General features: G+C 73.9%; 20 protein-coding genes and 1 pseudogene. 7 read left to right on the top strand and 14 right to left on the bottom strand.

What is annotated here, in order from left to right; all coding sequences use genetic code 11:
* Positions 1–6: 6 nt before the first annotated feature.
* Positions 7–1,269 (bottom strand): MFS transporter, encoded by a 1,263-nt coding sequence (locus ACZ5NJ_RS24880; RefSeq protein WP_468767399.1) that lies wholly within the window; start codon positions 1,267–1,269, stop codon positions 7–9.
* Between the two features lie 2 nt (positions 1,270–1,271).
* Complete coding sequence (locus ACZ5NJ_RS24875; protein WP_468767398.1) at positions 1,272–2,153, bottom strand: alkaline phosphatase family protein; 882 nt, start codon at positions 2,151–2,153, stop codon at positions 1,272–1,274.
* 275 nt (positions 2,154–2,428) lie between these two features.
* Between ACZ5NJ_RS24875 and ACZ5NJ_RS24870 the strand changes: the two genes are divergently transcribed.
* Positions 2,429–3,844 (top strand): alpha/beta hydrolase, encoded by a 1,416-nt coding sequence (locus ACZ5NJ_RS24870; protein ID WP_468767397.1) that lies wholly within the window; start codon positions 2,429–2,431, stop codon positions 3,842–3,844.
* On the opposite strand, the gene ACZ5NJ_RS24865 is transcribed toward ACZ5NJ_RS24870, so the two are convergent.
* Positions 3,822–5,276 carry a carboxylesterase/lipase family protein gene (locus ACZ5NJ_RS24865; RefSeq protein ID WP_468767396.1) on the bottom strand — a complete coding sequence of 485 codons (1,455 nt, stop codon included), beginning with the start codon at positions 5,274–5,276 and terminating at the stop codon, positions 3,822–3,824. The genes ACZ5NJ_RS24870 and ACZ5NJ_RS24865 overlap by 23 nt on opposite strands.
* 145 nt (positions 5,277–5,421) lie before the next feature.
* Here ACZ5NJ_RS24865 and ACZ5NJ_RS24860 point away from each other — a divergent pair, with 145 nt between their 5' ends.
* Complete coding sequence (locus ACZ5NJ_RS24860; RefSeq protein WP_468767395.1) at positions 5,422–5,745, top strand: hypothetical protein; 324 nt, start codon at positions 5,422–5,424, stop codon at positions 5,743–5,745.
* 94 nt (positions 5,746–5,839) lie between these two features.
* Positions 5,840–6,127, top strand: coding sequence for a chaplin (locus ACZ5NJ_RS24855; protein WP_468767394.1), 288 nt, complete (start codon positions 5,840–5,842; stop codon positions 6,125–6,127).
* Positions 6,128–6,217: 90 nt separating this feature from the next.
* Here the strand turns inward: ACZ5NJ_RS24855 and ACZ5NJ_RS24850 are convergent, their stop codons facing one another.
* The 5 genes from ACZ5NJ_RS24850 to ACZ5NJ_RS24830 all read right to left on the bottom strand — a co-directional run bounded on the left by ACZ5NJ_RS24850 (position 6,218) and on the right by ACZ5NJ_RS24830 (position 10,946).
* The gene (locus ACZ5NJ_RS24850) at positions 6,218–7,081 is read right to left on the bottom strand and encodes a tyrosinase family protein (protein WP_468767393.1); all 864 of its coding nucleotides are present in this window, start codon (positions 7,079–7,081) and stop codon (positions 6,218–6,220) included.
* Positions 7,082–7,108: 27 nt separating this feature from the next.
* The gene (locus tag ACZ5NJ_RS24845) at positions 7,109–7,477 is read right to left on the bottom strand and encodes a tyrosinase family oxidase copper chaperone (protein WP_468767392.1); all 369 of its coding nucleotides are present in this window, start codon (positions 7,475–7,477) and stop codon (positions 7,109–7,111) included.
* Between the two features lie 159 nt (positions 7,478–7,636).
* A complete protein-coding gene (locus ACZ5NJ_RS24840) occupies positions 7,637–8,785 on the bottom strand; it encodes an acyl-CoA dehydrogenase family protein (RefSeq protein ID WP_468767391.1) in 1,149 nt (382 codons plus the stop codon).
* Complete coding sequence (locus tag ACZ5NJ_RS24835) at positions 8,782–9,972, bottom strand: acyl-CoA dehydrogenase family protein (protein WP_468767390.1); 1,191 nt, start codon at positions 9,970–9,972, stop codon at positions 8,782–8,784. Before ACZ5NJ_RS24835 ends, ACZ5NJ_RS24840 begins: the two co-directional genes overlap by 4 nt.
* Complete coding sequence (locus ACZ5NJ_RS24830; RefSeq protein WP_468767389.1) at positions 9,969–10,946, bottom strand: NADPH:quinone oxidoreductase family protein; 978 nt, start codon at positions 10,944–10,946, stop codon at positions 9,969–9,971. Before ACZ5NJ_RS24830 ends, ACZ5NJ_RS24835 begins: the two co-directional genes overlap by 4 nt.
* A gap of 269 nt (positions 10,947–11,215) precedes the next feature.
* Here ACZ5NJ_RS24830 and ACZ5NJ_RS24825 point away from each other — a divergent pair, with 269 nt between their 5' ends.
* From ACZ5NJ_RS24825 to ACZ5NJ_RS24815, 3 genes are all read left to right on the top strand, one after another.
* Positions 11,216–12,367, top strand: coding sequence for a hypothetical protein (locus tag ACZ5NJ_RS24825; RefSeq protein ID WP_468767388.1), 1,152 nt, complete (start codon positions 11,216–11,218; stop codon positions 12,365–12,367).
* Between the two features lie 53 nt (positions 12,368–12,420).
* Positions 12,421–13,320 (top strand): SDR family oxidoreductase, encoded by a 900-nt coding sequence (locus ACZ5NJ_RS24820; protein ID WP_468767387.1) that lies wholly within the window; start codon positions 12,421–12,423, stop codon positions 13,318–13,320.
* Positions 13,321–13,386: 66 nt separating this feature from the next.
* The gene (locus tag ACZ5NJ_RS24815) at positions 13,387–14,010 is read left to right on the top strand and encodes an SMI1/KNR4 family protein (RefSeq protein WP_468767386.1); all 624 of its coding nucleotides are present in this window, start codon (positions 13,387–13,389) and stop codon (positions 14,008–14,010) included.
* Positions 14,011–14,029: 19 nt separating this feature from the next.
* On the opposite strand, the pseudogene ACZ5NJ_RS24810 reads toward ACZ5NJ_RS24815, so the two are convergent.
* Positions 14,030–14,408: pseudogene (locus tag ACZ5NJ_RS24810) on the bottom strand (transposase family protein); the annotation flags it as partial.
* An 84-nt stretch (positions 14,409–14,492) separates the two neighbouring features.
* Here ACZ5NJ_RS24810 and ACZ5NJ_RS24805 point away from each other — a divergent pair.
* Entirely contained in the window at positions 14,493–15,062 is a 570-nt protein-coding gene (locus tag ACZ5NJ_RS24805) for a MepB family protein (protein ID WP_468767385.1), read from the top strand.
* On the opposite strand, the gene ACZ5NJ_RS24800 is transcribed toward ACZ5NJ_RS24805, so the two are convergent.
* Genes ACZ5NJ_RS24800 through ACZ5NJ_RS24780 form a run of 5 tightly spaced genes read right to left on the bottom strand, consistent with a single transcriptional unit; the run spans position 14,993 to position 19,218 of the window.
* Entirely contained in the window at positions 14,993–15,481 is a 489-nt protein-coding gene (locus tag ACZ5NJ_RS24800) for a ribosomal maturation YjgA family protein (protein WP_468767384.1), read from the bottom strand. The two genes, ACZ5NJ_RS24805 and ACZ5NJ_RS24800, sit on opposite strands and share 70 nt — an antisense overlap.
* A 37-nt stretch (positions 15,482–15,518) precedes the next feature.
* Positions 15,519–16,352, bottom strand: coding sequence for an enoyl-CoA hydratase/isomerase family protein (locus ACZ5NJ_RS24795; RefSeq protein ID WP_468767383.1), 834 nt, complete (start codon positions 16,350–16,352; stop codon positions 15,519–15,521).
* Between the two features lie 57 nt (positions 16,353–16,409).
* Complete coding sequence (locus ACZ5NJ_RS24790) at positions 16,410–17,174, bottom strand: PIG-L deacetylase family protein (protein WP_468767382.1); 765 nt, start codon at positions 17,172–17,174, stop codon at positions 16,410–16,412.
* 40 nt (positions 17,175–17,214) lie between these two features.
* On the bottom strand, positions 17,215–17,850 hold the full coding sequence (locus ACZ5NJ_RS24785; protein WP_468767381.1) for a VOC family protein: 636 nt from the start codon (positions 17,848–17,850) through the stop codon (positions 17,215–17,217).
* 57 nt (positions 17,851–17,907) lie between these two features.
* A complete protein-coding gene (locus tag ACZ5NJ_RS24780) occupies positions 17,908–19,218 on the bottom strand; it encodes an alpha/beta fold hydrolase (RefSeq protein ID WP_468767380.1) in 1,311 nt (436 codons plus the stop codon).
* Positions 19,219–19,272 lie beyond the last annotated feature (54 nt).

Here is a 19,272-nt window from a genome sequence, read left to right as displayed (position 1 = left end):
CCGGGTTCAGGGGCCGTCGGGCTTCAGCCGGGCGCAGCCGGCCACGGCGACGGCGAGCAGGACGGCGGCCACGGCGAGCGCGGGCCGGGCGCCCCAGACGGTCCAGGCGGCGCCGAAGCCGAGGGAGGCGGCGAACCGGGCGAGCGCCTGGCCGGTCTGGACGAGGGCGAGGCCGCCGCCGCGGTGCTCCTCGGGGACGGCTCCGGCTGCCTCGGCCATGAGCACGCCGTCGGTGGCCGCGTAGAAGGCGCCGTGCAGCAGGAGGACCGCGTAGGGCAGGGCGGGGTGCTGCGCTCCGGTCAGGAGCAGTCCGTACGCGAGCAGCAGCGCGACGTGCCCGCCGAGGAAGACGCGGCGGCGGCCGACGCGGTCGGCGAGGCGGCCGAGCGGCATCGCGAGCAGGAAGAAGGCTCCGGCGGTGCCGAGCGGCAGCAGCGCGAACCAGCGGTCGGCTATCCCGGTCGCCTTCTGCAGGAGCAGGAAGACGAAGGCGTCGCTGACGGTGCACAGGCCGAGCAGCAGCGCGCACAGGGCGGTGCGGCGCAGGTCCCGTCGGCGCAGCAGGCCGAGGGAGCCCCGCAGGGAGACCGGGGCCGCGTCGGGGGCGGGCTCGGTGCGGCGGCCCGGTACGAAGAGCACCAGCACCAGGACGCCGAGCGCGGCCACGCAGGCGCTGACGGTGAAGACGGCGTCGTAGCCGTCGGCCGCGCCGCGCAGGATCAGGAAAGCCAGGAGCGGCCCGATCAGTGCGCCGGCGGTGTCCATGGCCCGGTGCACGCCGAAGGCCCGGCCGCGGTCCTCGGGGGCGGCGGCCAGGGAGATCAGCGCGTCGCGGGGGGCGGTGCGCAGTCCCTTGCCGGTGCGGTCGAGGGCGAGGACGGCGCCGATGGCGGGCAGGGTGTGGGCGAGCAGCAGCAGCGGCTTGCAGAGGGCGGAGAGGCCGTAGCCGATGCCGGCGAGCGCCTTGTGGCGGCCGAGGCGGTCGCCGAGGTGGCCGCCGGTGAGGCGGACCAGGGCGCTGACGCCGTTGTAGACCCCGTCGAGGAGGCCGAAGCCGAGCGGGGTGAGTCCGAGTCCGGCGACGAGGTAGAGCGGGAGCACGGCCGTGACCATCTCGGAGGAGACGTCGGTGATCAGGCTGACCGTGCCCAGGGCGAGCACCGTGGGGGCGAGGGCGGCGCGCCGCCCCGGACGGGGGTCCGGGGCGGCGGCCGGTGTCTCGGGCGCCACGGCGGGCGCGGGGGTACCGCGACTGTCCGCGACGTACATGGTCAGGAAGCCCAGATCCCCGTGATGTCCTTGGCGGTGGCGGCGTTCCCGGCGTGGGTGGTCAGCCCGGCCAGGCCCTCCAGGGTCCGCAGCATGTCGTAGTGGTTGTAGGTGGTGGCCGAGGTGGCGCCCGGGGTGACGGGCTGGCCGTAGAGCACGGTCGGGATCTGGTTGCCGGCGAGCCGGTTGTCCTCGTCGAAGGTGACGACGAGGAGGCTGTTGTGGGTCTTCGCCCAGTCCGCGTAGGCCTTGAGGTTGTTCTTGAGCCAGGTGTCGCCGGTGCCGACGGAGCAGTCGTGCATGTCACTGCACAGGTTCGGCACGACGAAGGACACCTGGGGCAGGGTGGTGAAGTCCGCCGGGAACTGGGTCATCGTCTTCGCGGTGCCGGTGGGCACGTTGGAGAAGGCGAACCAGGGGTTGTGCTTGCGGGCGTACTTGCCGCTGGAGCAGGTGGTGGAGCCCTGGCTGGGGAGGGTCTCGTTGTAGCTGCCCCAGCTCTTGCCGGCGGCTATCAGCTCGGAGGCCAGGTTGGGGGCGGAGCTGAAGCCGGGGGTGTAACAGCTGTCGTCCGTGACGCCCTGGTTGGAGCCCGAGAAGAGCTGCATGTAGTTGGGCTGGCTGGGGTGGGTGATGCCGAACGACTGGGTGAGGTTGGCACCCCCGGCCTTCAGGGAGTTGATGTAGGGGGCGCTGGAGCTGCCGATGACCTGGTTGTAGGCGTGGTTCTCGAAGACCACGACGACGGTGTGGTCGGGGGCGGGCAGGCCCGCGGCGTGCGCGGGCTGGGCGGTCCCGAGGCCCGCCCAGAGGGCGGCGCCGGCGGCGGTGACGCCGAAGGCGGTGGTGAGGGCGGTCTTGCGGCGAGGCCGTGAAATGGTCATGCCAAACACGGGATGTACCTCCGGGCACATGGGGGAAGGTCTGGGGTCTGGGGCGGCGGCGCGGAGGCACCATACCCAGGGGCATGTGCATGGGCCAGGGACAGTCGGGTAACAGCAGGGGAACTCCGCGCGCCCTCCGGGGGCCGGGCAATGCCCTACCCCCTGGACCGTCAAGAAAAGGAAAAATAGGGAACCCCGAGGCACTATCGTTCATCATTCGAACGGAAGCAGTCCTCCCCGCGACGGGGCCAGCAACAGCCGGAGAGCCACCGCACATGTCGTACTCACCCGACGGCCAGTACCAGCCGCCGTACAGGCCGGAAGGTCAGAACCCGCCGCCGCGCCCGCCCTACGGCCAGCAGCAGGGCCGACCGCAGTATGCGCCCCAGGGCGGCGGCCGCCCGCAGCCGCCCTACGGCCGGCCCCCGCAGGGCGGACAGCCGCAGGGCCCCGGATACGGCGGCCCGCAGCAGGGACAGCCGCACCAGGGCGGCCGCCCCCCGTACGGGCAGGACCAGTACGGGTACGAGGCGCCGACCCAGCAGCAGCCCCGCTTCGAGCAGCAGCAGTACGAGCAGCAGCGCTACGACCAGCAGCAGTACGACCGGTACGAGCCTCCCTACGAGGAGGAGCCGCCGCGCCGCAAGTCCAAGGCGAAGAAGTGGATCCTCGCGGGCGTCACGGTACTGGCCCTCGCGGGCATCGGCGCCGGGGTGATGGCGTACTTCGACATACCGCCGTTCACCGACAAGGGCGAGGCCGTGTCCTTCGGCAAGCCCCAGGGCGGCGAAGCGGGCGGGGGGAAGCAGGCGCCGAACTCCAAGGCGCTGATGCCGACGAACCCGACGGCCCAGTTCAAGAACGCCTCGACCCTCTCGGACGGCACCAAGGTCGCGGTCACCGAGCTGGACGGCAAGAAGTCCGGCTTCAAGGGCAAGGTGTGGGTCTGGGCTCCGAAGGAGTACAACGACCCCAAGTTCGCCAAGAGCGGCTTCCCGGTCATGATCGCCCTCCCCGGCGGCGCCGGCTTCCCGGTCAACTACTGGATGGGCACGGACCTCAAGCTCCAGTCGAGCATCAGCAAGTGGTACGAGGAGGGCAAGAGCAAGCCCTTCATCCTCGCCATGCCGGTGCTCAACCCGCAGCCGGACGAGCCCAAGGCCATCTACTGGGACGGTTCCGACATCCCGGACCAGCCCAAGATGGGCACCTGGCTGACCGAGGACGTCCCGAACCTGATGAAGGAGAACTTCCGCACCATCAAGTCGCGTGACGGCTGGGCCTACATGGGCTCCTCCACCGGCGGCTTCGCGAGCCTCAAGGCCGTGCTGAAGTACCCCGAGAAGTTCAAGGCCGCCATCTGCTCCGGACCGGACATCGTCCCGGACTCCCCCCTGTGGGCGGGGCACGACAAGGAGAAGGCCGAGAACAACCCGGAGCTGCTCGCCAAGCAGCTCATCGACAAGAAGGGCCCGGACGTCTACCTGGCCTTCCAGGTCGGCGACAACGAGAGCAACAAGAAGACGCTCCCGGACGTGCAGAAGTTCGTCGCCACCTATACCAAGGGACCCATCCACACCAGTCTCAGGGTGATCCCGGGCGGCCAGCACAACGCCAAGACCTATGTGCCGAACATGGGTGAAGGTCCCATCGAGTTCATCAGCAAGGTCATGGAAGGACCAGTGGAGTAACAGCCTCCGCACGCACTGCCTCCGGCTCCGGCCCGTCGAACACCTTCGGCGGGCCGTTGCCGTTCCAGGCCGCCCAGCCGGGGTCGCCGGTGGTGGCGAAGGCGACCCAGGCCCCGTGCATCTCGTCGGCCAGGCCCTGCGGGGCGTCCGGGCCGGCCAGCCAGGCGGACTCCGGCCGGCCGAGGGTGTCGAAGACGAAGCCCAGCTCCAGCGCGTGGCAGGCGCCGAGACCGGGTACGCCGCTGGGCCAGCGGAACTCGTAGAGGTGGCTCGGGGCCGCCCGCCGGGCCCCGGCGATCCGGCGCAGGGGGTCGCGCAGCAGCCGGTCGGTGACCAGGTGCCCGGCGAGGTCGGCCGGGGAGACCTCCGGCAGCACGGCGCGCAGCGCCCGTACGGCGGCCCGGTCCTTGCCGCCCCGCAGCCGGCCGTACGCCACCGCCACCGGGCCGAGCCGGTCCAGCAGCCGCGACCCGCCGGTCGGCGCGAGCCACAGCCGGTGCTCCTGGGCGGTCCAGCCCATCAGCAGCGGCACGTCCGAGGCCGCGGCGGCCTCCAGCGGGTCGACGGGGAGCGTGTCCGGATCGATGACCAGCCCGAAGGCCGGGCCGCCGAGCACCGGGGAGGACCGGCGCATCGCGGCCTCCTGGGCGCGGAGCAGGGCGGGCAGGTCCACCTCGGCGAAGGCCCGGGCGGTGGCGGGCACCCGGAGCCGGGCGGCCATCCGCCGGACCATGGTGCGGACCTGGTCGCGCGGCAGCGCCTCGGGGGCCCCGCTCTGCAGGACGGCCCGGGCGAAGAGGCCCGCGGCGCGGGGCGCCGCGAGCAGGGCGCCGATGCTGATGGCACCGGCCGACTCGCCGAAGACGGTGACGCGGGCGGGGTCCCCGCCGAAGGCGGCGATGTTGTCCCGGACCCATTCCAGGGCGGCGATCTGGTCGAGGAGGCCCCGGTTGGCGGGGGCGTCGGGGAAGAGCCCGTAGCCGAGCACCCCGAGACGGAAGTTGAGGGAGACGAGCACGACCCCGTCGCGGGCGAAGGCGGAGCCGTCGTAGACGGGGACGGCGGCCGAACCCCGGGTGTGGGCTCCGCCGTGGATCCAGACCATCACCGGCAGCCGGGCCCCCGGGGCCGGATCCGGGGTCCAGACGTTGAGGGTGAGGCAGTCCTCGCCGGGGATCTCCGGATCGGACAGCAGGGCGGCGAAGGCGGGCGGGTAGGGCACCTTGGGCGCGGTCGGCCCGAACGCCCCGGCGTCGCGCACCCCGTTCCAGGCGTCCGGGGGCCGCGGGGCGGCGAAGCGCAGCGCGCCGGTGGGCGGGGCGGCGTACGGGACGCCCCGGAAGACAGCGGTGCCGCCGGCCTCCCAACGGCCCTCCACGACCCCGTGCCCGGTGCCCGCCCGGGGCCGGTGGACGCCGCCCGCTGTGCTCATGCGCACTCTCCTCGGCCGGCCCCGGTCCGCGCCGCGGGCCTCGCTACGGCCCGGTTCCGCTTCCGGGCGTTGCGAGCACGGTCGCACACCCGCCCGAAGAGTGACAAGGCGTGACCGGTTCCCGGGCGCGCCGGGTTGGACCGGCATGCGAGCGAACCTCATCACCCCCGCCGCGGCCGTCCTGGCGCTGGGCGCCCTGCTGTCCGCGGCGGCCGGCCCGGCGCAGGCCGCCGGGCCCGGATTCCAGTACGTCGGCCAGGACGACCGCGTCCACGGCGTGACCTCTCCGAAGGGCTGCGTGGAGGCGGAGGGCGGCAGCGGCCGCGCGGTCACGAACCACACGCGGCTGAACGCCTTCCTGTACCGCGAACCGCACTGCAAGGGGCCGGTGGTGGCGGTCATGCGGCCGGCCGCGGTGGCCCAGGTCCGGCCCTCCTTCGCCTCCGTCCGTTTTTCCGTCCCCGGGTAGGCGTAAGGCCCGTGACCACTCGGGCCTCCCCGCGTTGTATGCCATGTCAAATGCCGCAGAGGATGCGGCGCCCACATCTCACGAGGAGATCTTGATGTCGCGTATCGCGAAGGCATTCGCCATCACCGCTGTCGCCGGTAGCACCATGGCCGCCGGCGCCGGTCTGGCCGTCGCCGATGCCGGAGCGCACGGTGCGGCGGTCGGCTCCCCCGGTGTCCTGTCGGGCAACGTCGTTCAGGTTCCGGTTCACATCCCGGTCAACGTGTGCGGCAACACCGTCAACGTGATCGCCCTGCTGAACCCGGCCTTCGGCAACACCTGCGTCAACGCCTCCGGCGGTGGCGACCACCACCACACCGAGGGTGGCAGCTACGGCGGCTGACCGCCTCCTGCGCCCGACCGGCTGAAGGGCCCCCGCCGTCCGGCGGGGGCCCTTTCCGTACGCGGGGCCGCCACCGGAGGGGCGCGGCGGTCAGTCGTATCGGTAGATCCCGGCGTGCCCGAGCATCTCGCGGGGGGTGATGTCCCACGGGGGCATCGGCTCGTCCAGGGAGATCACCCGGCCGCGCTGGAGGTCGCCGGGCGGCAGGGGGGCGGCCGGCAGGTAGCCGGAGCCGGGGTGGCGCTGCTGCCAGCGGTCCCAGATCAGGTCCACGAAGGCGTGGTGCAGCCAGAACGCGGGGTCGTTGGGCGAGGTGGCGCCCGTCATGTGGCCGCCGATCCACTGGTGGACCTTGTTGTGGTTGCGCCAGCGCTCGCTCTTGGGCGCGGCCCAGCCCTCCAGCTTGTTGCGGAAGCCGCCGCCCTCGGTGGTGGAGTTCCAGGGCGAGGAGTCGTAGACGGGGTCGTCGATCGCCCACTGGAGTTCGGCGGCGGTCGGCAGGGAGATCGGGCTGGCCGGCCGGCCGAGGTTGCGCGTGAGGAACGGGGCCTCGCTGACACCGACGGTGATCGTCCAGTTCCCCCGGTCGTAGGCGAAGGGGCCCGTCGTCACCTGGAGGTCGCCCTCCCGGCCGGTGCCGCCGAGGAAGTCGTCGGCCCAGAGGGAGGAGACGGGGCTGGAGTCGGCGGTCCAGTCCCAGTAGGGGATGGAGAGGGTGGGGTCGAGGTCCCGCAGGCGCTTCTCGAACTCCAGCAGGTAGCCGCGGTGCCATGGGAAGAACGACGGGGACATGTGCCCCACGCGCAGCTTCCGGTCCCGGTCCGGCACGAAGTAGGTGCCGTGGGTGCGCACGAACTCGTCGTAGGTGCCGTTGCGCTTGAGTTCCAGCAGCGCGGCCGTGAACTTCTTCTTCTGCGCGCCGGTGAGGTTCTTCTGGTTGTGCCGGGTGTACACCGCGGGGGTCCTCCTGGTTCCCGGCCGTCAGCCGTGGTGCGGGGCGGCCAAGGCCAGTTGGGTGGTGCCGAGTTCGTCGACGGCGGCGCGGGCGAGCTCCAGCGGGGTCCCGTAGGACTGGAAGTGGTTGACCGCGCTGAGGTAGCTGCCGTCGGCGCGGCGCATGACGTGCAGGGGCCGGCCGTCGATGTGCACCACCGCCGCGACGGGGTCGACGCTGATGTGCCGGCCGCGGTAGGTCTCCTCGGTGAGCGGCGCCGGGCCGAGCGTCTGCCGGGGGCGGCGGGCGCGCAGGACCGGGGCCAGCGCGGCGGCCGTACCGGCGAGGGCGGCGCCGCCGAACACGGTACGGAGGAACGCGCGGCGGGTGCGGGTGGCGCTGGCGCTGGCGTGCATGGGTCTCCCTCGCTCGGTGGTCCGCGTACGCGGTCTAACGCCGAGTGGCGGGGGGAGGTCACCTGTGCGTGACGGGTCCGCTGCGCGCCCGGTGCGCTCATACGCCGGCCGGGCTGGAATGCCGCTGCGCGGAATCCAGCCCGGCCGGCGTATGAGGCGCTACGGAGCCGGGAGTTCCGCGAAGTCGGCCACCAGGCCGCGGTGGTGGCCCGCGGTGCCGAGCGCGAGCGAATCGGCCTTGGCCCGCTTGAGGTAGAGGTGCGCGGGGTGTTCCCAGGTCATGCCGATGCCGCCGTGCAGCTGGACGCACTCCTCGGCCGCGCGGACCGCGACCCCGGAACAGTGGGCCTGGGCGACGGCCACCGTCAGGGGCGCGTCGGGGGCGCCCGTCGCGAGGGCGTCGGCGGCGGCGCGGGCGGCCGCCCGGGCGGAGGCCACGTCCAGCCACAGCTGGGCCAGGCGGTGCTTGAGTGCCTGGAAGGAGCCGACGGGGCGGTTGAACTGGTGGCGCCCGCGCAGGTACCCGACGGTTTCGGTGAGGCACCACTCGGCCAGCCCGAGCTGCTCCGAGGCCAGCAGGCCCGCGCCGGACAGCAGGGCCCCGGCGACGGCCGCCCGCGCGGTGGCGGGGTCCGCCAGGCGGGTTCCGGCGGCCGCGTCGAGGGTGACGGCGGCCGGCGGGCGGGTCAGGTCCAGGGGGACCACCGGGTGCAGGACGGCGCGGTCGGCGGGGACCGCGTGGAGCCCGGTGTCGGCGAGGACGAGCAGGACATCGGCGGCCACCGCGTCGGCGACGGAGGTGACGGTACCGCTGAGCACCCCGCCGCCGGCGTCGTGGAGCAGCGCCGGCAGGGGCGCGCCGGGGGCCTGGGTGAGGGGGAGGGCGGGGACGCAGACGAGCCGGCCGGCCGCGACCTCCCGTAGCAGCTCGGCCGCTTCGGGGCTGTCGCAGGCGCAGGCGAGCAGGATCTCCGTCGCGAGGACGGAGCCGGTCAGGTACGGGACGGGGGCCACGGCCCGGCCCAGCTCCTCCAGGACCACGGCGGCCTCCCGGTGGCCGGCGCCCGCCCCGCCCAGCTTCTCGGGGACGAGCAGTCCGGCGGCGCCGATCTCCGCGGCCAGGGTGCGCCACAGCTCCGGGTCGTGGGGGCGGCCGGTCTCCGCCCGGGCGAGGACGGACGCGGGGTCGCAGCGGTCGGCGAGCAGGGACCGTACGGCCGCGCGGAGTTCCTCCTCGGTGTCGGAGTAGAGCAGGTCGATGGGGGCGCGGGGGGCCGGGTGGCCCGGCCGCGGCGGGCGTGCGGTCATCGGGCGAGGTCCTTCCAGGGGGTGTCCTTGTCGTCGCGCGGCTCGGCGGGCAGTCCGAGGACGCGTTCGGCGACGATGTTGAGGAGGATCTCGCTGGTGCCGCCCTCGATGCTGTTGCCCTTGGCGCGCAGGTAGCGGTATCCGGCGTCGCGGCCGGTGAAGTCGACGATGTCGGGGCGGCGCATCGTCCAGTCCTCGTACAGGAGGCCCTCCTCGCCGAGGAGTTCCACCTCCAGGCCGCTGATCTCCTGGTTGAGACGGGCGAAGGTCAGCTTCATCCCGCTGCCCTCGGGGCCCGGCTGGCCGGCCGCGAGCTGCTGGCGCAGCCGTTCGCCGGTGAGGCGGGCGACCTCGGCCTCGACCCAGAGGCCGAGCAGCCGCTGGTGCAGGGCGTGGGTGCGCAGCTCGGGGCGTTCGCGCCAGGCCGCGGCGACGGGGGCGATCATGCCGCCCTCGCGCGGCAGGCGCATGCCGCCGATGGAGACGCGTTCGTTCATCAGGGTGGTGCGGGCGACGGCCCAGCCCTCGCCGACCTCGCCGAGGCGGTGGGCGTCGGGGATGCGGACCCCGGTGAGGAAGACCTCGTTGAACTCGGCCTCGCCGGTGATCTGGCGCAGCGGGCGGACCTCGACGCCGGGGGCGTGCATGTCGCACAGGAAGTAGGTGATGCCCCGGTGTTTGGGGAGGGTGGGGTCGGTGCGGGCGATGAGGATGGCCCAGCGGGCGGTGTGGGCGCTGGAGGTCCACACCTTCTGGCCGTCGACCACCCAGGTGCCGGCTTCCTCGTCGAGGACGGCGCGGGTGGCGAGGGCGGCCAGGTCGGAGCCGGCTCCGGGCTCGCTGAAGAGCTGGCACCAGACCTCCTCCCCCAGCCACAGCGGGCGCAGGAAGCGGCGCTTCTGCTCCTCGGTGCCGTAGGCGAGGATCGTGGGCGCCGCCATGCCCAGGCCGATGCCGATCCGGCGCGGGTCGTTGTCGGGGGCCCCGGCGGCCTCCAGCTCGGCGTCGACGACGGCCTGGAGGGTGCGGGGGGCGCCGAGCCCGCCGAGGCCCACGGGGTAGTGGACCCAGGCGAGTCCGGCGTCGAAGCGGGCGCGCAGGAACTCGGCGGGGGCGGTGGTTCCGGGCGGGTGGGCGGCGAGCAGGTCCCGGGTGCGGGCGAGCAGGTCCTCGGCGGTGGGGGTCATCGGGCGCCGCCGTCCGGCAGGGACGGTACGACGACCAGCCGGCCGGTGGTGGTGCCGTCGGCGACGCGCTGGACGGCGTCGGCGGCTCCGGCGAGCGGGACCCGTTCGCTGACCAGGGGCTTGACCGTGCCCTCGGCGGCGAGGCGGGTGAGTTCGGTGTGGCAGGCGAGGACGGCGGCGGGGTCCTTGGCGGCGTACAGCCCCCAGTGCAGGCCGAGGATCGAGTAGTTCTTCACCAGGGCGTGGTTGAGGGCGGGGGCGGGTACGGTGCCGCCGGCGAAGCCGACGACCACGATGCGGCCCTCGAAGGCCACGCACTTGGCGGAGGCGGTGTAGGCCTCGCCGCCGACGGGGTCGTAGACGACGTCGGCGCCGCGGCCGCCGGTGAACTCCTTGACGCGCGCGACGAGGTCCTCGGCGGTGCGGTCGATGACGAGGTCGCAGCCGAGCTCCTCGGCGGTGCGGGCCTTGGCCTTGCCGCCGACGACCCCGATGACGGTGGCCCCGGCGGCCTTGCCGAGCTGGACGGCGGCGCTGCCGACCCCGCCCGCGGCGGCGTGCACGAGGAGGGTCTCCCCGCTCCGGATCCGCGCCCTGCGGTGCAGGCCGAACCAGCCGGTCTGGTAGCCGATGTGCAGGGCCGCGGCCTCGGCGTCGTCGAGGGCGTCGGGGGCGGGGAGGAGGGCGCGCGCGGGGGCGGTCACGTACTCGGCGAATCCGCCGTGGGGCAGGCTCGGGTTGGCGATGACGCGCCGGCCGTCCGCGGTCTCGCCGCAGACCTCGACTCCGGGGGTGAAGGGCAGCGGGGGCCGGATCTGGTACTGGCCCCGGGCGAGGAGCGCGTCGGGGAAGTTCACGTTCGCGGCGAGCACCCTGAGTCTGACCTCGCCCTCGCCGGGTACCGGTTCGGGGACCTCTTCGAGGCGCATGGCCTCGCGGGGCTCTCCGGTCGTGTGTACTCGCCAAGCCTGCATCCGGGGCCTCCAGCCGCCGTCGAGGAACCACGCTCGGCGGCATACTAAGCGGTCGCTTGACGCCTTGGGAACCCTTCGCGGAACGGGCCGGACCGCGGACGCCGCCCCTGCCGGGCGGGGACCGGCCCTCCGCTCCGCCTTCACACGTACGAACGAGGGGTGAACAGGAGTACCGGGAGATAGCATCAACCCGCCCCTTTTCCGGGGCATATGACGCACCGTGGGGCTCCGGCCGCCCCATGGGCACCCACCACGGGGGGAACACCACCATGAACAGCACGCGCACCCGCACGCGCACCCATACGCGCACCCGCACGCGCCGCGCCACCGCCGCGGCGTCCGCCGCCCTCGTCCTGGCCGGCGTCGTCACCGCGGCCGGGCCGGCCACGGCGGCCACCGGCTGCACGCCCCGCATCCAGGTGCTCGGCTCGGCCGGGACCGGCGGCTACCAGGGGGGCGGCCCGCAGGCCGAGGGGGTCCTCGGCCTCGGCACCGGCAACCTGTCCGTCGGCCTCTCCGGCGGCAGGCCGGCCTACTGGACCGGCACCCGGCTCCACAAGGTCCCGCTGCCCGACGCCAACGCCTCGGGCGCCGTGCTCGCCGTGAACAAGAGCGGGCTGATGGTGGGCGCCGTCCTCGGCGCCGACGGCCACCTCTTCACCTACCGGGCGGGCGACGCCGCGGTCACCCGGCTGCCCGGGAGCGACTTCCTGTCCGCCGACGCCGACGTCAACGACGCCGGGTACGTCGTCTCGGCCACCCGGGCGGGCCGGGGCTCCGTCTGGAAGGACGGCCTGAAGGTCCGCGACCTGCCCGTTCCGGCGGGCGCCGCCCCCGGGACCCGGATCGAGTTCGTGACCGGCATCAACGACAAGGGCGACGTCCTCGGCATGGCCCGCGAGGACTACGAGGTCCCGGAGACGGGCGAGCACCAGGAGGGGACCTACCCGGTGCTCTGGCCCGCGGCGGGCGGCCCGGCCCAGGCCCTGGCCAGCAGCGCGAACGAGAGCCACGTCCAGGACATCGACGAGAGCGGCCGCGTCGTGGGCTACGACTGGAACGGCATGGCGTACCGGTACCAGCCGCTGGTCTGGGCCCCGCCCCACCCCGGCCCCATCGGCGTCCCCGGCGTGCTGAAGACCCACCCCTACGGCACCCTGGAGGCGATCAGCCCGACCACCGGCGTGTCGGTGGGCACCGCCAAGTTCCACCCGGACGAGCAGACCCTCCCCGACCAGGCACAGCTGTGGCCGGGTACGGGACCGGTGCTCGCCCTGCCCCGGCTGACGGCGAACCAGGCCAGTGCCGCCTCGTCGGTCGCCGACGACGGCCGGGTCGGCGGCGTGGCCGTCAACGCGGCCGGCACGCTGAAGCCGGTGATCTGGACCTGCGCCACGCGGCAGGCGTACCTGCCCCGGTAGCCGCCCGGCGCGCGGGCCTGGCGATCCGAGCCCCCACGCGCTATCGATGCCCCATGACCGACGAGACCCGGCGCGGGCTGCCCGCGCCCCCGCCGCTCGGCGCGGCCGCCCTGCCCCCCGGCACGTACGGGGGGCAGGTGGTGCTGGTGACGGGCGGCGGCACCGGGCTGGGCAAGGCCATCGCCGCCGAGTTCGCGCGGCTCGGCGCCGACCTGGTGATCGCCGGCCGGCGCGCCGGACCGCTCGCCGCGGCCCGGGAGGAGCTGGCGGCCGTGCCCGGCGCGGGCCGGGTGGCGGCCGCCGTCTGCGACATCCGCGACCCCGAGCGGGTCGCGGAGGTCTTCGACGCCGCGGCGGCCGCGGCCGGACCGCCGGACGTGCTGGTCAACAACGCGGCGGCCAACTTCCCCTGCCCCGCCGAGGACCTCTCCCCCAACGCCTGGCGGGCGGTGGTGGACACCACCCTCACCGGCACCTGGTTCATGACCCGGGAGTTCGGCCGCCGCCACCTCGCCGCCGGCACACCGGGGGCGATCGTCAGCATCGGCGCCTCGTACGCCTGGACCGGCGGGCCCGGCTTCGCCCACAGCGCGGCCGCGAAGGCCGGGGTGAAGAACCTGGTGGAGACCCTCGCCGTGGAGTGGGGCCCGTACGGGATCCGGATCAACGGCCTCGTACCCGGGCTGTTCCCGCACGCCGACATGACCGGCGACATCCGGGACGGGCTGGAGCGCGCCGCGCCGGACGACAAGGACGGCCGCCAGCCCGCGCTGCGGGTGGGGGCGCCCCGCGAGCTGGGGTGGGCCGCGACCTTCCTGGCTTCGCCCTACGCCGCCTTCATCACCGGCCACACGCTGGTGGTAGACGGGGCGAACTGGCAGCGGCGGGCGCTGGTCCAGCCGGAGGTGGTGCCGGTGCGCGAGCAACTGGGGCGCGGCCCGTTCACTCCGTGAGCGGGGAAATCCCGGCCACGGCCCCCGGCGCGGGCGTTGTCAGTGGGGTGCGGCACCATCGGGAGCATGAAGATCCACGCTTGGGAACCCTTCCTGCGCACCTGGAGCGCCGAGCGCGACGCCGCGCGGCGGGCCGAGGAGCCCTCGGAGCCGGCACTCGGCTGGCTGGGCTTCGATCCGGCCCCGCCGGAGCGCATCGCCGCGCTCGAAGCCCGGCTCGGGGCCCCGCTGCCGCCCTCCTACCGCTCGTTCCTTGAGATCACCGACGGGTGGCGGTGGGCCGGGGAGTTCGTGGAACTGCTCGCACCCGCGGCGCGGGTCGGGCCGGTCCGGGAACTGACGCCCTCCCTCCTTGAGGACCTCACGATGTGGGAGCGGGAGGACCTGGAGGCGGACCTCGACGAGGAGGACGAGGACGACGAGGACGACGGGGAGGGCGCGGCCGAAGACGGTGACGAGGGGGCGGAGTACGAGAGCGCCCGCTGGAACCGCGCGGTGCAGATATCCCTGACGGGGGACCAGACCTGGCTGCTCCTCGACCCCGGAGACGTGAACGGCGACGGCGAGTGGGCCGCGTACCGGTACTCCGCATGGAGCGGATACGGACCACGGCGCCACGACTCCTTCGCGGAGCTGATGCTGGCCGAACACAGGAGCTTCCGCGACCTGCGCCGGACGGAGACCCCCTAGACGAGTCATTCCGATGTGATCAGTGGTCGTAGGCGATGAGGGAGCGTGTGACCGGCTGGCCGGTCCTGTGGTCGTGCCAGATCGCGGCGGCCATCGCGAGAACGCGCTGGTCGACGCGGACCGCGACGCCTTCGAAGGTCCGGCCGCCGTGCTGTTCCAGGTCGAGCTGGCCCTTGAGGGTGTCGTTGACCGACTCGATCAGCTGTCGCACTGATCTTCGGGTTGGCAAGAGCCCACAGGATGGGCATCCCGGCCGGGGTGCATACCAGGAACAGGCGCAGGCCCCAGAAGAACCGGCTGTGGCTGGCGCAGTACCCGTATCCGGCCCAGCCGGCCATGTCCGACCGCTTCACGGTAGGACGCGAGCGACCGCATTCCACCGGCGTGGAGTCGACGATCCAATGGTTGTCGAACATCTCACCCAAGCGGGAGTCCACGAACCTCAGCCACCGCTCCGAAGGCATTCGTGACAGGGTGAACGAATGGCGACGAACCGCGGGCACTCACCCGATCTCCACCCCACCGGATTCACACCGTGGTCGGACACCACCCCAGCCCACAGAGATCTCCTGGCGGCGAAAGCGCTCGTCTACGACCCCTGCGGGTTCACCTGCTCGCAGCCGGCCCCAGAAACCGAGAGTGCCGCATACGCCGCCCACGCCTTCACCCTTGACGGACTCGCCATCCGATTCCGCGCTGCCAAGACGACCCCGACCAAGGTCGGCCAGTTCGTCACCGTATGGAAGAGGTCCCCGGGCGGGCCCATCCAGCCTTTCGACGCCACCGACCCCGTCGACCTCTTCGTCGTCAGCACCTGCGACCATCATCACTTCGGCCAGTTCGTCTTTCCCATGGACGCGCTCTGCCAACACGGTGTCGCATCAGCAGACGGCTCCGGTGGGAAACGAGCCTTCCGCGTCTACCCGCCCTGGGTGACCACCACCAACCGCCAAGCCGGCACTGCGCAGGCGTGGCAGCTGGACTACTTCCTACACCTGCCCCAGGACCGACCCATCGATTCCGCCCGCGCCCAGGAGCTGTACCACCCATAGGGCCGTCGCAGCGTGGAGTGGACCAGCCAGCCCGCGGCGGCGCCGACCGCGTACCAGGCCAGGTCGGGCGGGTTGAAGGTGGATCCGAGCACGAGCCGGGCGAGGGTGCTGCGCCGGGAGAGCTCCGCGGGCACCGGGCCGAGCTGGAGGAACTCGACCGCCCAGCCGGCGGCGAGCGCGAGCGCGGCGGCCCGCGCGGGCGACAGCCGCGGGGCGGCCGCGACGACGAGCGTCAGCAGCAGGACGGTGTACAGCGCGTCGCCGCCGTACTTGGCCACCTCCCCCACCGCCACCGCCCTGAGCCCCAGCCCCGCGACGACGGTCAGCGCCGCGGCCGCCACCGCCGCCGCGCGGGTGCGGGCCGGCCGGGCGGGTGCGGGCGTCGCGCGGTCGGGGTCCGTGGGCGGTGTGGAGGCCATCGGGTCATGGTGCCGGATGCCCAGACCGGGAGACGGGCTAGGCGCCCCTGAAGTGTGGGGGGCGGTGGGTGGCCTTGGCGGTGTAGCCCTCGTGGGCGTCCTCGGAGGACAGGGTCAGGGCGGCGGTCAGGGCGACCCGGTCGAGGGCCGCCGGGAGGGCTGCGTCGGCGTAGGCGTCGACCGCCCGCTTGATGCCCTGGACGGCGAGCGGGGCGTTCGCGGCGATCTCCGCCGCCAGGGCCCCGGCAGCGGTGTCCAGCTCGGCCACCGGTACCACCGACTGGACCAGGCCCAGCCGCTCGGCGGTCGCGGCGTCGATCCGGCGGCCGGTCAGGGCCAGCAGCTTGGCCCAGCCCGCGCCCGCCTCCCGGGCGATGCGCAGGTCACCGCCGGCGTCCACCGCCACCCCCAGCTGCGCCTCGGGCAGGGCGAAGACGGCGTCCTCGGCGGCCACCCGGATGTCCGCCATCAGGGCCAGCTCGAAGCCGAAGCCCAGGCAGTAGCCCTGGACGGCGGCGACGACGGGCTGGGGGAGGCGGGAGAGGACCGCGAAGCGCTCGTGGACCCAGCGGATGCCCTCGTAGTAGTTCCGGGTCCGCTGGGCCGTGGAGTCCCCCGTGATGGCGCCGCCGGGGGCGGTCACGTCGATGCCCGCGCAGAAGGCCCGACCCTCCGCCCGCAGCAGGACCGCGCGCACCGCCGGGTCGAAGCGGATCCGGTCGGCGAGGAGGCCCAGCTGGCGGGTGGACTCCCAGCTCCAGCCGTTGAGCCGGTCGGGGCGACAGAGGGTGAGGACCGCGATCCCGTCCTCCACCTCCAGCCGGAGGCGTTCCTCCCCCTCGCCGATGTCCGTGCCGATCGTGTCGATCACCGTCTACCGCCCCCCGACGACCCCTGGCTGACAGTCCGTCAGGTTAGGCGGCCGCGGTCAGCGGGGGAAGACCTCGAACGCGACCGCCGGAACCCCGCCGAACCGGGCCGCCGCCTGCTGGACGTTGCCGGTCAGGAAGGCGCGGACGTACTCCTGCGGGTCCTGGTCGGTCAGCGCCGCGATGTACGCCTTGTGCTCCAGCAGGGAGTGCACGGCGCGCTCCAGCCCGGGCCCCGCCTCGACGGCGTGGGTGGGCGTGGTGGTGCCCGACACCGCGACCCAGCGCACCCCGTCCCAGGGCTCCAGGCCCTGCTCGGAGATGAGCTCGGGGAAGATCCACCGGTTGCCGGCGTCGCCGGCGGCGTCCAGGACGGCCCGGCCGACGGCCTTGTGGTCGGGGCTGTTCCAGTTCCCGCCGCCCTCCGCTCCGCCCCAGGTGTCCCGGTGGTTGAGCGTGATCACCAGCTCGGGGCGGTGGCGCCGGATGGCCGCCGCGATGTCCCGGCGCAGGGCCGGCCCGTACTCGATGACGCCGTCGCGATGGCCGAGGAACTCCACCGTGGAGACCCCGACGACGGCCGCGCTGGCGCGCTGCTCGGCCTCGCGCAGCGGGGCGCACGCGTCGGGGTCGACCCCGTCGATGCCGGCCTCGCCTCGGGTGGCGAGCACGTAGGCGACCTCGCGGCCGCCGTCGGTCCAGTGGGCGATGGCCGCCGCGCAGCCGTACTCCAGGTCGTCGGGGTGGGCGACCACCGCGAGCGCGCGCCACCAGTCGGCCGGCATCGGCTGCAAGGGCGCCTGCTGATCAGCTTGTTCGGTCATGCCTCGCACCCTAGGCGATGGGACCGCCGGGGGCGGGGGGTCAGATCGTGACCGGGCCGTGGGCGGTGGCGAACTCGACGGAGACCAGGCCCGGTTCCTCGTCCTCGACCCAGGTGACGTCGATCTGGTCGAGGGGGTGGTCGGCCGGCTCGCCGAGGAATTCGGCGATGGAGGCGGCGTCGCCGGCGAGGGAGACCCCGTGGATGGTGGTGGAGGTGCGCGGGTCGGCGCTCGGGCGCTCCTCGTCGGGGACCAGCCACTGGAGGAAGTAGGGCAGTTGCGGGTCCTCCAGCAGCTCCAGCAGGCCGATCTGCTTCCACCTCAGGTCGAACCCGTCGGGGCGGACGCGGTGCCCCTCGGCCGAGGTGCGGCCGAGGCGGTCCTCGACCGGGGAGATGTCGTCGACGGAGACCACCCAACCGAGCCAGCCGCCGCCCTCGGCGGCGCGGCGGGCGACCGCCTGGCCGAAGGGCGCGCGGTCGGCGGCGGGGTGGTCGAGCGTGGTGACGACCTCGACGTAGGTGCCGCCGCTCAGCGGGAGGATGAAATTGCGGGTGCCGAAGCGCGGGTGCACGCCGCCGTCGACGAACCCGGCGCCGAGGGCGGATCCGATCCACTGGACGGTCGAGGCGAAGCTGTCGCGGGCCACCGCATAGGACACGTGATCAAGTCGCACCGCGCCATCATCACCCGGCGGCCCGCACACATCACGACGCCACGCCCGCCGCCGCCTCTAGTCGTCGAGGAGAGTCAGGAGGCGGTCCAGGACGTGGGGGCCGCCCGCGCGGACGCCGTCGTGTTCGTACTCGTCCGTCACCCAGGTGCGCAGGCCGCGGATCGTGCGGGCGGTGCGCAGGGAGTGGTCGGTGTCCACGTACATGTCGTCGTGGTAGACCGCGGCCGCCACCGGGACCTCGTTCGCGGCCAGCCGCGCGGGGTCGTAGAGGGGCTGCCAGCCGGTGCGGGCCGCGAGGAGTTCGGCGGTGTCGCGCAGCGGGACCAGGGCGGGGTCGGTGGTGAAGTGCCAGGGGTGGATGGTCTCGCCGGTGAACATGAGGGGGCCGTCGCCGCCGAGGGTCTTCGCGGCGTCGAAGCGCGGGTGGGCGGCGCGGACCCGTTCGGCGGCCCAGCCGGTGGGGGCGGCGGGGTCCTGGGCGTAGATGGCCTCGTGGAGCAGGGCGTAGAGGGGGTGGCCGGCGAAGGAGAGGTGGGAGCGGACCGCTTCGAGGAAGGCGTCCGAGAGGGCGGGTCCGGCCGGGGTGGTGACGAAGGCGTCTTCGAGGAGGTAGTGGAGCTGGTGGCTGCCGTCGCCGGTGCCGAGGAGCAGGCCGAGGGACTGGAAGGCCTCGGTGGTGAGCCGGTGGCCGCCCGGGAGTTCGGCGGGCCGCTCGGCGAGGTGGGCGGCGATGCGGCGGGCGCGTTCCACGTCCATGGGGTAGCGGGCGTAGTGGGCGAGGTTCTTGCGTTCGACGCGCGGGTACGCGGCCTCGTAGACCTGGGTCGCGGGGGCGTCGAGGGAGGGCAGGCCGCCGGTGATCAGGGCGGCGGTGAGGCCCTCGGGGGCGGTGGAGAGGTAGTGGGTGGTGCAGAACCCGCCGAAGCTCTGGCCGAGGACGGTCCAGGGGGCGCCGCCGGTCAGGGTGCGGCGGACGGTCTCGGCGTCGCGGACGATGGAGTCGGCCCGGAAGTGGGCGAGGTACTCGGCCTGCTGCTCGGGGGTGCCGCGCAGGGGCAGGGTCTGGCGGTTGGCCGGGGTGGAGCGGCCGGTGCCGCGCTGGTCGAGGAGCAGGACGCGGTAGTCGGCGAGGGCCCGTTCCAGCCAGGCCTGCCGGCCGGTGAAGCGCCGTGCGCCGAAGCCGGGGCCGCCCTCCAGGTAGAGCAGCCAAGGCAGCCGCTCGGGGTCCTTGCCGGCCGCCACGGCCTCGCGGGCGTACAGCTCGATGTGTTCCCCGTCGGGGCGCGCGTGGTCGAGCGGCACGGTGAAGTGGTGGTCGGTGAGGACGACACCGGGCTGGCGGTAGCTGTGGCTGCGGCGGCTGCTCAAGGACGGCCCCTGGGGTGTGGGTGCGGGCCCCCGCCGGAGCCCGGCCGGGGTCGC

Source organism: Streptomyces sp. NPDC032091, from assembly GCF_055580265.1.
The sequence above is the reverse complement of the archived record's forward strand: the minus strand, read 5'-3'. Positions and strand labels throughout refer to the sequence as shown.

Coding starts and splice junctions, on each gene's coding strand:
- ACZ5NJ_RS24880 (WP_468767399.1), bottom strand. CDS start 1,269: ATGTACGTCGCGGACAGTCGCGGTACCCCCGCGCCCGCCGTGGCGCCC.
- ACZ5NJ_RS24875 (WP_468767398.1), bottom strand. CDS start 2,153: ATGACCATTTCACGGCCTCGCCGCAAGACCGCCCTCACCACCGCCTTC.
- ACZ5NJ_RS24870 (WP_468767397.1), top strand. CDS start 2,429: ATGTCGTACTCACCCGACGGCCAGTACCAGCCGCCGTACAGGCCGGAA.
- ACZ5NJ_RS24865 (WP_468767396.1), bottom strand. CDS start 5,276: ATGAGCACAGCGGGCGGCGTCCACCGGCCCCGGGCGGGCACCGGGCAC.
- ACZ5NJ_RS24860 (WP_468767395.1), top strand. CDS start 5,422: ATGCGAGCGAACCTCATCACCCCCGCCGCGGCCGTCCTGGCGCTGGGC.
- ACZ5NJ_RS24855 (WP_468767394.1), top strand. CDS start 5,840: ATGTCGCGTATCGCGAAGGCATTCGCCATCACCGCTGTCGCCGGTAGC.
- ACZ5NJ_RS24845 (WP_468767392.1), bottom strand. CDS start 7,477: ATGCACGCCAGCGCCAGCGCCACCCGCACCCGCCGCGCGTTCCTCCGT.
- ACZ5NJ_RS24840 (WP_468767391.1), bottom strand. CDS start 8,785: ATGACCGCACGCCCGCCGCGGCCGGGCCACCCGGCCCCCCGCGCCCCC.
- ACZ5NJ_RS24835 (WP_468767390.1), bottom strand. CDS start 9,972: ATGACCCCCACCGCCGAGGACCTGCTCGCCCGCACCCGGGACCTGCTC.
- ACZ5NJ_RS24830 (WP_468767389.1), bottom strand. CDS start 10,946: ATGCAGGCTTGGCGAGTACACACGACCGGAGAGCCCCGCGAGGCCATG.
- ACZ5NJ_RS24825 (WP_468767388.1), top strand. CDS start 11,216: ATGAACAGCACGCGCACCCGCACGCGCACCCATACGCGCACCCGCACG.
- ACZ5NJ_RS24820 (WP_468767387.1), top strand. CDS start 12,421: ATGACCGACGAGACCCGGCGCGGGCTGCCCGCGCCCCCGCCGCTCGGC.
- ACZ5NJ_RS24815 (WP_468767386.1), top strand. CDS start 13,387: ATGAAGATCCACGCTTGGGAACCCTTCCTGCGCACCTGGAGCGCCGAG.
- ACZ5NJ_RS24805 (WP_468767385.1), top strand. CDS start 14,493: ATGGCGACGAACCGCGGGCACTCACCCGATCTCCACCCCACCGGATTC.
- ACZ5NJ_RS24800 (WP_468767384.1), bottom strand. CDS start 15,481: ATGGCCTCCACACCGCCCACGGACCCCGACCGCGCGACGCCCGCACCC.
- ACZ5NJ_RS24790 (WP_468767382.1), bottom strand. CDS start 17,174: ATGACCGAACAAGCTGATCAGCAGGCGCCCTTGCAGCCGATGCCGGCC.